This is a genomic window from Dactylosporangium sp. NPDC005572, from assembly GCF_040605515.1.
Lineage (GTDB): Bacteria > Actinomycetota > Actinomycetes > Mycobacteriales > Micromonosporaceae > Dactylosporangium.
Map to the genome: position 1 here is coordinate 169,398 of NZ_JBEXCY010000003.1, position 14,025 is coordinate 183,422.

Annotated in this window: 10 protein-coding genes; 2 read left to right on the forward strand and 8 right to left on the reverse strand. The window is 74.0% G+C overall.

What is annotated here, in order from left to right; genetic code table 11:
- Positions 1-215 precede the first annotated feature (215 nt).
- From ABZS66_RS03065 to ABZS66_RS03075, 3 genes are all read right to left on the reverse strand, one after another.
- Positions 216-1,970 carry a hypothetical protein gene (locus tag ABZS66_RS03065; RefSeq protein ID WP_354754569.1) on the reverse strand — a complete coding sequence of 585 codons (1,755 nt, stop codon included), beginning with the start codon at positions 1,968-1,970 and terminating at the stop codon, positions 216-218.
- Positions 1,955-2,719 (reverse strand): ABC transporter ATP-binding protein, encoded by a 765-nt coding sequence (locus ABZS66_RS03070; RefSeq protein ID WP_354754571.1) that lies wholly within the window; start codon positions 2,717-2,719, stop codon positions 1,955-1,957. Before ABZS66_RS03070 ends, ABZS66_RS03065 begins: the two co-directional genes overlap by 16 nt.
- Positions 2,720-2,838: 119 nt before the next feature.
- A complete protein-coding gene (locus ABZS66_RS03075; protein WP_354754573.1) occupies positions 2,839-4,398 on the reverse strand; it encodes a polysaccharide lyase family 1 protein in 1,560 nt (519 codons plus the stop codon).
- Positions 4,399-4,583: 185 nt separating this feature from the next.
- Between ABZS66_RS03075 and ABZS66_RS03080 the strand changes: the two genes are divergently transcribed.
- Together ABZS66_RS03080 and ABZS66_RS03085 are read left to right on the forward strand one after the other, a co-directional pair.
- Entirely contained in the window at positions 4,584-5,099 is a 516-nt protein-coding gene (locus ABZS66_RS03080; RefSeq protein ID WP_354754587.1) for a SigE family RNA polymerase sigma factor, read from the forward strand.
- Positions 5,096-6,181 carry a hypothetical protein gene (locus ABZS66_RS03085; protein ID WP_354754574.1) on the forward strand — a complete coding sequence of 362 codons (1,086 nt, stop codon included), beginning with the start codon at positions 5,096-5,098 and terminating at the stop codon, positions 6,179-6,181. The genes ABZS66_RS03080 and ABZS66_RS03085 overlap by 4 nt, the downstream gene beginning before the upstream one ends.
- A 38-nt stretch (positions 6,182-6,219) precedes the next feature.
- Here the strand turns inward: ABZS66_RS03085 and ABZS66_RS03090 are convergent, their stop codons facing one another.
- From ABZS66_RS03090 to ABZS66_RS03110, 5 genes are all read right to left on the reverse strand, one after another.
- Positions 6,220-8,805 (reverse strand): FtsX-like permease family protein, encoded by a 2,586-nt coding sequence (locus ABZS66_RS03090; RefSeq protein WP_354754575.1) that lies wholly within the window; start codon positions 8,803-8,805, stop codon positions 6,220-6,222.
- 44 nt (positions 8,806-8,849) lie between these two features.
- Complete coding sequence (locus ABZS66_RS03095; RefSeq protein WP_354754577.1) at positions 8,850-11,945, reverse strand: permease; 3,096 nt, start codon at positions 11,943-11,945, stop codon at positions 8,850-8,852.
- Entirely contained in the window at positions 11,945-12,601 is a 657-nt protein-coding gene (locus tag ABZS66_RS03100; RefSeq protein WP_354754579.1) for an ABC transporter ATP-binding protein, read from the reverse strand. The genes ABZS66_RS03095 and ABZS66_RS03100 overlap by 1 nt, the downstream gene beginning before the upstream one ends.
- Entirely contained in the window at positions 12,598-13,506 is a 909-nt protein-coding gene (locus ABZS66_RS03105; RefSeq protein WP_354754581.1) for an ABC transporter ATP-binding protein, read from the reverse strand. Before ABZS66_RS03105 ends, ABZS66_RS03100 begins: the two co-directional genes overlap by 4 nt.
- Before the next feature lie 64 nt (positions 13,507-13,570).
- Positions 13,571-14,025, reverse strand: a 455-nt coding sequence (locus tag ABZS66_RS03110; RefSeq protein ID WP_354754583.1) for a transposase, incomplete at its 5' end; no start/stop codon positions are given.

Below are 14,025 nucleotides of genomic sequence, written 5' to 3' on the forward strand. Positions count from 1 at the left end.
CACCGCGCGGCCGAACCGCACCGCCCAGCCGCACCCAGCCCAGCGGCACCGCCCAGCCGCACCGCACCAAGCCCAGCCGCACCCAGCCCAGCCCCACCAGCCCAGCCCCACCCGGCGGAGCCACACCGCCCAGCCGAACCACACCGCCCGGCCCAGTCGCACCCCGCCGAGCAGGCGCCGCCCCGGGGGACGGCGCCTGCTGCGATGCGGGTCGGTCAGGCGGCGGCCGCCTCGGCGGAGCGGGCCGGGCGGATGAGCCACAAAGCGGTGCCGTACATCGCCAGGCCCAGCGCGATGAACGCCCCAGCGACCGCGAAGCGCCAGCCGGCCGGCATGTACGTCGCCAGGAACCACGAGTGGCGCAGCGTCCCGTTGGCCACGAACACCGCGGCGAGGATGCCCTGCGGGACCAGCGGGATGGCGGCGAACCCGAGGCACCACTCGGCAATGAGCCGACGCGGCCGGCTGAGCTCGGCGAACCGGGTCGAGACGCTCGGCCGACCCGAGCCCTGCGGCTTGCGGCCGGTGCGCATCGTGTCGAGCAGCTCCGGCCCGTGCGAGCGCAGCCGCCGGTCGGCCAGCCGGCCGAAGCCCCAGTAGTAGAGCGCGCCGCTCACGACGCCGACGAGGACGCCGGGCCAGCCGAGCCACAGCGCCGCCAGTACCGCCGGCGCCGCCAAGGCAATCACCAGCGCCAGCATCAGGTAGGCGAGACCGGTCAGGCCGCCGTCGTCCTCGCTGGTCCGCAGCGGGTTGCCGGCCCGGCGGTGCGGGTCTGTGCCGGGCACCAGCGCGGTGACCGAGATGAGCGGCACCAGCCCGGCCGCGGCGCCCAGCAGGGCCGGCAGCAGCGCCAGGACCAGCGGCCAGGGGCCGCCCGCGACCGCGGTCAGCCCGACGGTCAGCACCAGGGCGATCGGGCCCTGCGTCGAGACCCAGGCCAGCTGCCGGCCGCGGACATCGCTACTTCCAGGCGTCATCAGCGTCAGCCAGAGCGCGGTGCCGTCGGTGCCGTAGAGGTTGGCGGCCATGGCGGCGGCCATCGCGACGAAGATCGGCCCGGCGTACGGCAGCATCCCGTCCCAGCCGATGAGCAGCGGGCTGGCGGCGAAGCAGACGCCGTAGGACAGCGCGAACGCCAGCTGGTGGTTACGCACCAGGTCGCGGGCCCAGGTGCGCAGCTCCTTGGCGACGACGGCGCCATCGGCGGTGGTCGCGGTGATCGGGCGGCGGCCGCGGCCGGACACCCGGGTGCTGCCGGCGCGCCGGCTGAGCAGCGCGGCCCACGCGCCGATCAGCGCCAACACGAGCACCGCCAGCGCGCCGAGCGCCCACCACTGGCCGCGGACGGCGAGCAGCCCCCAGCCCGACGGCAGGTACCACACCGCGTCTGGCGTGCCGGTCGTGCCGAACACCGCCATGAACACCCAGATCTGGCCGAGCGCGGCGAGGATCGTGCCGTTGACGAGGCCGGAGCCGATGGCGCCGAGCCGCGAGCGCAGGGTCAGCCCGACGAGCGCGACCGACACCTTGGACAGCAGCACGAACACCGCGAGCTGCAGCGCCATGGCCGGCAGGGCGACGAGCGCGTTGACGACGCCGAGCCGCGCGCCGGCGACGAGCAGCCCGAGCGACGCGACCAGGCTGACGAGGGGCGCGACGCCCACGAAGGCGCCGGCCAGCAGGCCGACCGCGAGGCGCCGGGCCGGCAGTCCGAGCATCCCGAAGTACTCCGGGCGCAGCGTCTCATCGCCGCCGCCCATGAACACCGGCCCGAGCATCCAGCCGAGCAGCCAGACCGCGTAGCCGGCGGCGAGCAGGTCGGGGCTCACGAACGCCAGGTAGACCGTGCCGGCCGCAAGCAGCAGGCCGAGCACCGCCCCGGTGCCGGCCGCCTGCGCCCGCTGGCCCCGGTACGAGTGGCGCAGGACGGCGATCTTCATCTGCGCCATGGTCAACGCGACAGCCACGACAGCTCCTTGATGCCGGTCCGCTCGCCGCCGACGAGCCCGACGAACGTGTCTTCGAGGGAGTGGGCGCCGCGCACGTCGTCGAGCGGCCCGGCCGCGACGACCCGTCCGGCGTCGACCACGGCGACGTGGTCGCAGAGCTGCTCGACGAGCGCCATCACGTGGCTGGACAGCACGATCGAGCCGCCACCGGCGACGAACCCGCGCAGGATGGTCTTGATGGTGGCGGCCGAGACGGGGTCGACGGCCTCGAACGGCTCGTCGAGCACCAGCAGCCGCGGCGCGTGCAGCAGCGCGGTGGCGAGCCCGATCTTCTTCCGCATGCCCGTCGAGTACTCGATGATGAGCGTCCGCTCGGCGCCGTCGAGCTCCAGCACGGCGAGCAGCTCCTCCGCGCGGCGCGCGACGACGTCCTTCGGCAGCCCGCGCAGCAGACCGAGGTAGGTGAGCGCCTCGCGCCCGGTCAGCCGCTCCGGCATGGCCAGCCCGTCGGGCAGCACGCCGACGAGCGCCTTGGCCTGTACGGGCGCCGCCCAGACGTCGGCGCCGAAGATCCGTGAGCTCCCGCCGTCGGGCCGCAGCAGGCCGACGGCCATCGACAGGGTGGTGGTCTTGCCGGCCCCGTTCTGTCCGACGAGCCCGAAGAAGGATCCGGGCGGGACGGTCAGGTCGACGGCATCGACGGCGACCTTGTCGCCGAACCGCTTGGTGAGCGCCCGAATCTCCAGCGCCGGTGTCTGCTGTGGCATGCCATTGAAGGTATGGATTCACGGCAACCGACACAGTAGAGGTGGGTACCGACTTCGGGGTGGAGCTAGCTACACCCCTCGATCCGGTCGATGTCCGTACATCGACCGGACGTATCTCCTCAAAGCTTGCCGGCCCCCGCACCCCCGGTGACGGAGGCCTTGACGGTGGCGGCGTTCTCGGCCGTGTACGCGTACGGCACCGCGGCCACGGAGCCGTTTGCCTCGCACGGGCCGGAGTTGGTGAAGGTGTTGTTGCGCGCGACCAACCGGCCCGGATCCGAGTCCGCGTAGCCGCTCGCCGACCAGCAGGCCTGCTGCACGTTCTCGAACACGTTGCCCTCCACCAGGACGCCCGCGTTCATCGTGGAGGCGATGGCGTACGAGTCGGCGTTGTTCAGCACGTTCGAGTAGTAGTTGTTGTAGACGTGGACCGTTTCGCCGAAGCGGACGCGTGGGCTGCGTTCAAACGTGCGGTCGAACCAGTTGTGGTGGTACGTCACGCGCAGGTGGCCGACGTCCTCGCCCGCGTTGCCGTCGGAGTGGCCGACCAGCGACGTCTTCCAGTGGTCGCGGATCACATTCCACGACACGGTGATGTAGTCGCCGGCGTGGGTGATGTCGATCATGCCGTCGTAGACGTCCGGGTCGTTCTCGATCGTGCTCCACATCGTGTTGTGGTCGATCCAGACGTGCGTCGCGTTCTCGATCTGGATCGCGTCGTTGCCGAGCACGCCGCGGATGTTCAGGTTCTGGATGATGACGTTCGCCGGGGACATGTCCTCGATGTTCAGGGTGCTGCCGGAGATGCCGGAGCTCGCGCCGACCCCGCGGATCGTCTTGTTGGCGCTGATTTCCACGGTACCGCTGCCGGAAAGCATGCCGTTGACCAGAATCGTCCGCGCCCCGGCGGCCTGGGCCTGCGTCCGGAAATCGGCGAACGTCGACACCGTGACGGTGCCGCCGCCCGCGCCGCCGGTCGTGCCTCCGGCCTGCGCCGCCCAGCCGTTCGCCGGACCGGCGGGCGGCGGCGGGCTGCTGGAGCCTGAGGGGGAGACGGAAACCGACGCGGAGGGCGACGGGCCGGCCGCGTCCGTCACGACCACGTCGTCGAAGGAGCCCGCGGTGTAGTTGGCGAGCAGCCCCGCACGCCCGGTGACGAACGAGCCGTCGGTCGCGGCCACCAGCCGGCTGCCGTTGACCGAGCCGACCAGGGAGCTCCCGGTCGCACTCAACGAGAGGTTGTACTGCGTGGCGGCCGACCCACTGAACGGCGCCGACGCCAGCGTGGTGGTCGCGCCCTTGCGCAGCTGGACGGCGTTGGGCGTGAGCACGAGGGCGTAGAAGTTGGACGAGCTCTGGGCCCGCGCGGCGATGCCGATCCCGCGGGACCCGGAACTGCCGAACGTGGACGGCGTCACCTTGGCCGAGACGGTCACGGTGCCCCACGACGACGTGCCGGCGAGCGCCTTGGCGGAGGCGCTGGAGCTGGTCTGGACGTACGCGCCCGACGACGCCGACCAGCTGCCGCCGGACGTGTTCCAGCCGTTGGCGTTGCCGTCGTTGAAGTCGTCGGAGAACAGGGTGGCGGCATTGGCCGTGGTGACGGTCAGGACCAGGGCCGCCACGACGGTGACGGCAGCACCGGCCACCAAAGCGACCCGTTGGCGGACAGGTTGCACGGTGAGAACCTCCCTCGACGGTGAGGAATGCGCTTTCCTCGACAACGTTGGGAGTTCCAGCGACGAGAGTCAATGAAATCGGTGTGCAGCTTTGTTGCAGAGATCGACCGACATGCAAACTGGGTGCGCCGTGCAACAGATCGACCGGCCCGCGGCGTGGTCCCAGGTGGGAAGGAGGCGGCGTGATCAGTTTCGACGACTACGTGCGCCTGCGCGGCGAACGGCTGGTACGGCTGGCGCGCGTGCTGGTACGCGACCGGTACCTCGCCGAGGATCTCGTCCAGGAGGTCCTCGGCAAGGCGTACGCGCGCTGGGACCGCATCTCGCGCGTGGACGATCCGGACATGTACCTGCGCCGGATGCTGGTCAACAGCCACATCTCCTGGCGCCGCAAGCGCTCCTCGTCCGAGGTCGCCACCGACATCCCGTCCTTCTATCCCGACCGGACCGACGGGGCGGACATCGGCACGGAGACCGCCGAGCGGGACGCGGCGTGGCGGCTCATCGCCGACCTTCCGCCGAAGCAGCGGACCACGCTGGTGCTGCGGTACTACGAAGATCTCGACGACGCGACCATCGCGCGCATCATGCGCTGCTCGCCGGTGACCGTCCGCACGCAGGCGATGCGCGCGCTGGCCACCCTCCGGGCCCGGCTCGCCGGGACGCCGGCTCTGAACAGGAAGGGGGACACGCGGCGATGAACGACATCGACCCGATCATCGTGTCCGCGCTCCGGGAGCGGGCCGAGGGCGCAGTCCACGTCGAGCAACTGCTCGCCGCGTCCCGCCGCCGCGGGGTCCGCCGGGTGCGCACGCGCAAGATCCTGCTCACGTCGGGCGCGGCCGCGGCCGTGCTGGCCGTCGCGGTGACCGCCACGCTGATCCCCCGGCCGCACACGACGCCGCCCCCGCCCACGACCACGTCGTCGGCCCAGCCATCATCCTCCCCCAGCCCGTCGCCGAGCGCCCCACCGCTGCACCGCCCGGCGGTGAACTCGACGCTGCCCCCGCTGACCACCACCGGCAAGGTCGGCGAGGGCCGGCAGATCCACCTCGACACGGTGGACCCACAGGCCACCCAGCTCTTCTGGACGTCGAGCACGGACCGGGAGGTACTGCAGGTCTTCCGCGGCGACGAGTCGTCGACGGAGCCCTACACCGCCTACACGGTGCAGATGCACGGGACCGACGTCCCCTTCATGGACAGCCTGCCGGCCAACGTGAGAGAGGAAGACCTCACGATCAACAACCGGCCGGCGAGGCTGCTGTACACCGAAAGCCGGGGATGGCTGCGCTTCGCCCTGAACAACTACACGGACGGCCAGGTGGTCGTGACGTTCCGCGATGCGCCCGTCGTCGCCGACACCATCCGCGCGTCGGTGCTGGAGATCGTCTCCTGGCTGCGCGTCGACCACGTCCTGACCTGCGCGGTCCCGTTCCGCCTGGCCTGGGCTCCGCAGGGCGCCCGCGCCGAGGGCTGCGGCGCCTCCACGGGCACCAGCCCCCTGCTGGACTCGGTCCGCCAGACGTCCTGGATCGAACTTCCGGCCGGCGGCTCGTTCGCGATCACCGCGTTCCCCCGCGGCACCACGGAGGCGGTCGACCCGAACCGGACGTACGCCGGCCGCCAACTCGAAATGGGCCCGGACCTCTGGAAGATCGACATCGACGGCCGCACGTACGGGCTCGAGCCGAGCACCACCACCCTGACCGATGACCAGGTGATGCACATCCTGACCAGCATCGAACCCGCCGAGCCCACGATCGACCCCCTGGCCCGCTAGCGCCCGCGGGCCGGCACGCGCGACGCGGGGCGACGCGGTCAGCGCTCGCCGGCGCGGAGGACCTCGCTCATCCGTTGCCGGCGGCGCAGCGCGGACTCGGCCGGGACCACCACGGCGAGCGCGACCAGCAGCGCCGCGGCCACCGCCGCCAGGGACCACCACGGCACGACCAGCGCCGGCGCCGTCTCCTGGGCGGTGAGCAGGCGCAGGTCCAGCGGCCCGACCACCAGCCACGCCAGCAGCGCGCCGAGCAGCGGGCCGCCCACGGCCGCCAGGAGTACCGGGGGTAACAGCTCGCCCGCCGCCACCCACCGCGCATCGCGCGGGCGCAGGCCGAGCGTGCGGAGGCGGGTCAGGGTCTGCCAGCGGTCCGGGGCACCGGCCGCCGCACCGAGCGCGAGCGCGAGCAGGCCCAGCAGCAGGAGCACGACGGCGGCCGTCCAGGTCAGGCGCAGCAGGCCGGCGGTGAGCGGCGCGGCCCGGCGCTCGTGCAGGACGTCCTCGCGCAGCACCAGGTCCGCGCCCTCGGGGGCGGTCACGCGGGAGGTCAACCAGACCGTGTTCGGGATGGTCGGCAGCCCGGCCGCGGCGAGGGCGGCGGTGTCCACGATGACGACGTCGGACGAGTCGTCGCCGACCGGCGGAGCCGCGCCGACGGCGACCAGCTCGATGGCCGGGGCGTCCTCGCGGGGCAGCTGGATGTGCGCGCCCGGGCGCAGGGAGCCGCGGACCAGCGCCGGGACGGCCGGCGCGGAGGACCTCAGGAGCGACAGGGCGGGGGCGTCCGGGAGCGGGGTCGTGGCCAGCAGCCGTTGGTAGGCGAGCGCGTCCACGACAACGAGGCGGGCGGTCACCGCGGTCGAGTCGGCGGTCAGGCGGACCGGCGTGACCTGTGCATAGACCCCGGGCAGGTCCGGCGGCGGCTCCGCGGCCAGGTCGAGGCGGGCCTCGGCGCCCACCGTGCGCCACGCACCGTCGGAAAGGCCCTGCGCGGCGGTGGCCGCCACCGTCAGGGCGAACGACGCCAGCGCCGCCGCCGTCACCAGCGCGAGCGTCGGCAGCGCCCGGGTGGCGGTCTGGGCGGCCCGGGCGGCGCCGAACACGGCCAACGGCCGGCGGGAGCGCAGGGCCCGGCGCAGCGCCAGGCCGGTGCCGGCCGGCAGCACCCGCAGCAGGATCAGCGCGCCCGCGAAGGCGCCGAGGGCCGAACCGCCGCTCGGCAGGCCGTCGGTCGTCAGGCCCCGCTGGTGCAGGGCGACGAGCGCCGCCACCGCGGCCAGGAGTACCGCCCCCTCCAGGGCGAAGCGGCGCAGCGCGGCGGTCCGGCTGGCCCAGCGACGGGCGCTGCGGTTGGCGGGCACGCGCCGGTCGTTGGTGGCGCGTGCCGCGGCGAGGGTGCCGAAGAGCGGGGCGGCGACGACGGTCGCCAGGATCACCGGCAGCGCCCACAGCACTCCCGCGCCGCCGGTCACCAGCAGCGCGACCACCAGGCCGACCGCGCCGGACAGCACGGCCAGCGCGAGGGACTCGAGGAGCAGCTCCAGGAGCAGCGCCGGCAGCGACGCGCCGCGCAGGCGGGCGGCGATCAGGGCCGGCACCCGCCGGCGGACCAGGAGGTCGGCGGCGAGCAGCAGCGCCAGTACCGTCGCCGCCAGCACCGCCGTGAGCAGCACCGACGCCTGCGCGGTCGCGGCGTTGACCCGGGTCTGGGCGTCGCGCAGGACGCCGTCCAGGTGCGACTCCCACCGCATCGAGTCGTCGAACACGCCCGAGGAGCTCGACGTGGCCTTCAGCGCGACGATCGCCTCGGCGATCGCCTCGGTCCGCTCCCAGGTGAGCGCGGACGGCCGCGGCGCGAATTCGACGGCCCGCACGAGCTTGTCCTGGTCGAACGCCAGCCGCGCGTCCGGCAGCGAGTCGCGGGAGACCAGGCCCGCGAACCGGGTCGTACCGACGCCGTCGGCCCCCGCCACCGGCCCCAGCAGCGCCGGCACGTGCCGCCACGCGGGGTCGGCCGGGTCGACCGGCCGGAAGATGCCGCTGACCCGGACGTCCTTGACGCTCTTCTGCTCGTCCTTGAGCTGGATGCGGTCGCCGGGCCGCAGCCCGAGCGCGGTGGCATCCGGCTCGGACAGTCCGACCTGGACGGTCCACGGCGGTGCGCTGTACGGCACCTCGTAGTCGTCGTCGGTCGTGCCCTTCGGCGCGGTGCCGGCGATCCAGGTGACATCGGGCCCGGTCTCCGCCGCGAGATAGGCGAGCTGGAATTTCCGCAGCACGCTGCCGTCGGTGACGTTGAGGACCGGGCTGGTGACGACGGCGATCGGCGGCTGCAGGATCCCGCGCAGCTCGGGCCCGAGCCGGAACGCGGCGCGGATCCGCAGGTCGTCGACGTCGTCGGCCAGCTTCGGGACGCGTACCCGGCCACGGGTCGGCCCGTCGTCCCGCTCCCAGAGGGCGTGGACGGTGATGCCGGCGCCGCTGTCGGCCACCGCGTCCCGGACGGCGTCGTCGGCGGTGTCCCGCAGCAGCGGCGGCACGGCCCCCGCGAGCAGCGTGACGGCGGCAACCACGGCGGCGACGAGGAGCAGCGGCCCGGCATCGGCCCGCGCCCGCCCCCGCACGCTCGGCCAGTGCAGCCGACCAGTCCGAGGCCACCGCAGCGCGCTCACGACGCCACCCGCAGGTGCGCCGCGTCCGCTCGGCGGACCTGGACGCCCACCACCAGGATCACCGCGAGCGCGGCCGTCACCAGCAGCCCAGCGATAAGGAGCCCTTCAGCGGCCCACGGCCAGTCCGGGCGCGCGGCCGGCGTCGGCGCGGCGCCCGTGTCGGAGCGCACGAGCAGCGGCGCCACGATCCGGGTCGCCAGCGCGCCGACGGCGGCTCCGGCCGCGAGCAGCGGCAGGAGCACGCCGGCGTGCTGGCCCAGCAGGACGGCGCGGATCTGCCGGCGGGACATGCCCAGGCCCCGCAGCCGGGCCACCTCCAGCGCGCGGATCTGCAGGTCGCAGGTCACGTGCAGGACGACCCCGGCGAGGAGCAGGAGGGCGGCGGCCGGCACGAGCAGGCGCAGCGCCGCCGGCAGCCCGGCCCGCAGCGGGCCCTCGGTCAGCCGGGCCGTCTCGCCGTCGCGGGTGGTCACGGTGCCGAGGTGCAGCCCCGCGACCCGCTCGGCGGCGCCGGCCGCCGGCCCGCCGACCCACCAGGCGTCGACCGGGAACGCCAGGTCACCGGCGACGGCCAGGGCGCGGGACAGCCGGTCGAGGTCGGCCAGGACGGCGGCGGCTCCGGGCGCGGAGGGCACGACGGGCACGATGTCCGCGACGGTGATGGCGATCGGTGTCGTACCGATCGTGATGCTGAGCTTGTCGCCGACGTGCGCGCCGATCTCGTCGGCGAACCGCGCGGAGACGGCGACCGGCACCGGCCCCGGGTCCTCGAACGCCGTCGCGACCAGCGTGCGCGCCGCGTCCGGCGGCCCGCCGAGCTGCACCGATGCGGTCATCGCCAACTCGGTCGCGGTCACGCTGACGTTTTGCCCGCTGATCTGCGTGGGCACCGGCGGCGCGGAGGTGACGGTCCATTGCTGACCGCCCGCGCTCCCATCGGAAGGGAGCCGCAACGATACGGCGATCTTGCTGAACCCGGCATCGAAGTAATCGAACGTCGGGGCATCGACCTTCAACGACACCGCCACGAGCCGCAAACCGCCGCAAACCGGCAGCTCATGCGGGCGGCCATCGAGCGGGATCGGTGTCCCCACGCACGGCGCCCGGAGACCGGTGCCGTCCTCGACGAGCAGCCGCGGGGTGACGACGAGCGGAGTGGCGCCGGTGGCGGTGCCGGTGAGCGACCGCGGCACGCCGACCCCGTTGACGGCAGCGGAGGGGGCGAGCGTGGCCCCGACGTCGGCCCAGGTCCGCGAGCCGTCGAGCCGCCCGCGCAGCAGCGCGTCGGCCCGCCGCGTGTCGACGGCGACCAGCCGCGGCGGGTCACCACCGGTGCCGAGCCACTGCCCGACGGCGATCCCCCGGTCGACGGCCGGGCTCACCGTCCCACCGGTGGCCGCGCTGACGGCGGCGCCCTGACCGGCGTCGGGCGGCGTGGTGAGCGTGAGCGCAAGGTCCGTGCCGACGCCGAGGTCCGCCTGGTCGACCTGCGAGCGCTGCCAGGTGGCGTCGAAGGCGATCCCGAACGTGCCGGCGGCGCAGGCCAGCCCGACCAGCAGCCCGGCGGCGACGGCTTGCGGCCGCCGTGCCGCCTCAGTGGCGGCCAGCGGCAGCACCAGCCCCCGGGCCCGGCTCGCCAGCCGATCGGCCCCACGCAGTGCCGGCACCACCACGCGCAACGCGAGCGCGGCCCCGGCGGCGAGCAGCAGCGCCGGCGCAAGGACCCGCACGGCGTCGGCCCGCCCGCTGGACCCGGTCGGCTGGGCATACAGCTGCCACCACCCGACGGCGGCGAACGCCACGAGCAGGAGATCGGTCCCGGAGCGGACGAACGCCTGCCCCTTCGGCGCCGGCCGCACCACAAGGACGACGGCGAGCGTGAGCGCGCCGCCGAGCACGACAATGAGCTGCGCGGGGGTGACGGCCGGGCTCGCGGCCAGCCCGGCACCGTCGAGCGGTGCCAGCCGGGTGAGTCCGGCGTGCAGGAACGAGGAGGCCGGTATCGCCACCGCGGCGGCGAGCAGCGCCAGTGCACCCGCCTCGACGGCCGCCACGAAGGCGAACTGCCCCGGGCTGATGCCGAGCGCCGACAGCAGTGCGGTCTCCCCCTCCCGGACCCCGGCGGTGAGCCGCCCGGCCAGGGCGAGCGCGGTCGCGGTCAGCACGGCGCCGAGCAGCGCGACGGCCAGCACGACGGCGGTGGTGACCCGCTGCTGCTCGTCGGCGGCCGACAGGGTCACGGGAAGGTCGGAGGCGACCCGGCTGATCTGCACCCGGTCGCCGAGCGCGCCCGTGAGCCGCCGGTCGGCGCCGCGCACGGCCGAGGCGACGGTGTCGAGGTCGCGCCGGTTGGGGTGGGACAGGTCGGGGTGCCCGGTGACCTCGAGCCGGTCGAGGGTGGCGCCGCTGTCGAGCAGGGAAGGCAGGGTGACGATGAACGGCCCGTACGCGTTGACCGGCTGGCTGTAGTTCCCGTCCAGGAACCCGAGCGCGGACCCGGCACCGGCGAGCGGGTCGCGGTCCCAGCCGGTGCCGGGCAGCGGCCGCACGATGCCGACGACGGTCAGCGCGATGTCCGGCTTGTGGGGCCGGACCAGCTCGGTGCCGAGCGTGACCCTGGACCCCGGCGAGAGCCTCAGGAGCTGTGCGGTGGACTCGAGCAGCACGGCGTCGCCCGCGGCGACCGGCCAGCGCCCCTCGACCAGCGACGCCTTGTCCTGCAGCCCGGACATGCCGGAGAGATACGACTGCGCGGGCACGGTGGTGCCGGCCGGCCCGGGCAGCGCCCGCAGTACCGACGAGGCCCGGGACCGGGTCGTGGTGTCGAAGGGCCGCAGCACGCCCGTCACCACGGACTCGGTGTCGGCCGCGACCGACCGAGCGTCCTTGCCCTGCACCGTGACCGTGTAGGCGGTGACGTCGACGTTCTCGCGAGGTGCCCGCGCCGCTGCGACTTCGAGGGCGCGCTCGCCGGTGCGCGTGACGAGCAGCGCGCACGTGCCGAGCAGCGTGGCGCCGATCGCGACGACGCCGAGGAGCGCGACCAGCAGCGGCCACTGCGCGCGGGCGCGGCGCCTCAGCAGCCTCAGCATCAGTCCAGCTGTCCGTCGTGGATGTTGATGACCCGGTCGGCGAGGGCCATCATCACCGGGTCGTGCGTGGACACGAGCGCGGTGACGCCCTCGGACTCGACGACGCCGCGGATGAGCGCCATGACCGACAGCCCGGTCTCGGCGTCGAGCTGCCCGGTCGGCTCGTCGGCGATGAGCAGGCGGGGCGAGGCGGCGAGCGCGCGGGCGATCGCGACGCGCTGCTGCTGCCCGCCGGACAGCTCGCCGGGCCGCTGGCCGGCGTGGCCGTCGAGGCCGACGAGGTGCAGCAGCAGCTCGACCCGCTCCTCGCGCTCCTTGGCCGGCGTGCGGGCGAGCCGCAGCGGGGCGCCGACGTTCTCCGCGGCCGACAGCACGGGGATCAGCCCGAACGTCTGGAAGACGTACGACACCTTCTCCCGCCGCAGCCGCGACAGCCCGTCCTCGTCGAGCCCGGTGACCTCGGTGCCGTCGAGGTGGACGGTGCCCTCGTCGGGCCGGTCGAGCCCGCCGACGATGTTGAGCAGCGTCGTCTTGCCGGACCCGGAGCGCCCGACGAGCGCGACCATGGTGCCGGGCTCGACGTCGAACGAGACTCCCCTGAGCGCATGCACGGACCCAAAAGCCTTTTGCACATTTCGTACCGCCAGCAGGCTCATGCGTCGGGCCGGATCGTCACGTGGTCGGGTTCGAGAGCGAGCCGCACGCGGCGGGTCAGGTTGAGCGCCTCGCGGAAGTCGCGCGGCACCTGGACGCGGCCGGCCCGGTCCATCACCGCATATTCTTCGGCGATCACGTGCGTGTCGCCGTCCTCGTTGGTGGCGGTGCGGCGCAGCACCTCGCTCGACGTGCGCCCGTCCCGGATGGCCACGGTCCGCTCGACCTGCCCGCTGACCGCGGGATCGTGCGTGACGACCACGACCGTGACACCGTACTGCCGGTTGACGTCCCGCAGCGCCCCGAACACCTCGGCCGCGGTCGCGGTGTCGAGCTCGCCGGTCGGCTCGTCGGCGAACAGCACCTTCGGCCGGTTGGCCAGCGCGACGGCGATGGCGACGCGCATCTGCTGCCCGCCGGAGAGCTGCCCGGGCCTGCGGTCCCCGCAGTCGCCGACGCCGAGGGCGTCGAGCAGCTCACCGGTACGATCCCGGCGCTCTTTGGCTTTTGCTCCGGCCGCCGTCATCGGCAGGTCGACCATCTCGCGGGCGGTCAGATAGGGCACCAGGTTGCTGGCGGTCTGCTGCCGGACGAACCCGACGGTGTGCCGCCGGTAGTGCACCCGGTCCTTGCGGGTCAGGTCGAGCAGGTTCCAGGTGTCGACCCGGGCCCGCCCGGCGGTCGGCGCGTCGATCCCGGCCAGGATGGACAGCAGTGTCGACTTCCCCGACCCCGACGCGCCGACGACGGCGATCATCTCGCCGGCGTCGACGGTCAGGTCGAGTCCCTGCAGGGCCTGCACCTCGATGGAGCCGGTCTGGTAGATCCGGACGAGGCTCTCGCAGACGATGAGCGCGTCCCGGCCGAACTCCGGCGGCTTGGCCGCCGCCTGCGGCAACGTCAGCATGCGCTCCTCCGTCCGCAGTGCCCCCCGTGCACCCGGGACGATAGCGGTTGACTTCCTCCCACGCCTAAAGGCGAGGGATTCCCGTGGCTGAGGCGTGTTCACGCCGCGGCTGTTCGGGTGGTTGGCGTTTCACAGACCGCCCAGCGGCGAGGTCTCCACGCCCGGTGACCGCCAGCCCGGCGGCCAGAATGTTCTTCGCCGCGTTCACGTCGGCGTGCGCCTGATGCCCGCAGGTGACGCACCGGAAGACCGCTTGGCTCTCGCGGGATTCCGATGCGACATGCCGGCAGGCGTGGCAGGTCTGCGACGTGTACGCGGGGTTGACCTTGACGACGGTCGCGCCGTGGTAGCGCGCCGCGTGTTGCAGGGCGAGCAGGAACCCGCCCCATCCCTTGTTGAGGATGGCCCGGTTCAGCCCGGCCTTGGCCCGCACGTTACGGCCGGGCTGTTCGGCGGTGCCCTTCGCGCCGGCCGTCATGCTCTTGACCCGCAGGTCCTCGACCGCGACCAGGCCGTGAC

Bases quoted from the DNA above. Each gene is read 5' to 3' on its own strand.
- ABZS66_RS03070 (WP_354754571.1), bottom strand. From the start codon at position 2,719: ATGCCACAGCAGACACCGGCGCTGGAGATTCGGGCGCTCACCAAGCGG.
- ABZS66_RS03085 (WP_354754574.1), top strand. From the start codon at position 5,096: ATGAACGACATCGACCCGATCATCGTGTCCGCGCTCCGGGAGCGGGCC.
- ABZS66_RS03095 (WP_354754577.1), bottom strand. From the start codon at position 11,945: ATGCTGAGGCTGCTGAGGCGCCGCGCCCGCGCGCAGTGGCCGCTGCTG.
- ABZS66_RS03100 (WP_354754579.1), bottom strand. From the start codon at position 12,601: ATGAGCCTGCTGGCGGTACGAAATGTGCAAAAGGCTTTTGGGTCCGTG.
- ABZS66_RS03105 (WP_354754581.1), bottom strand. From the start codon at position 13,506: ATGCTGACGTTGCCGCAGGCGGCGGCCAAGCCGCCGGAGTTCGGCCGG.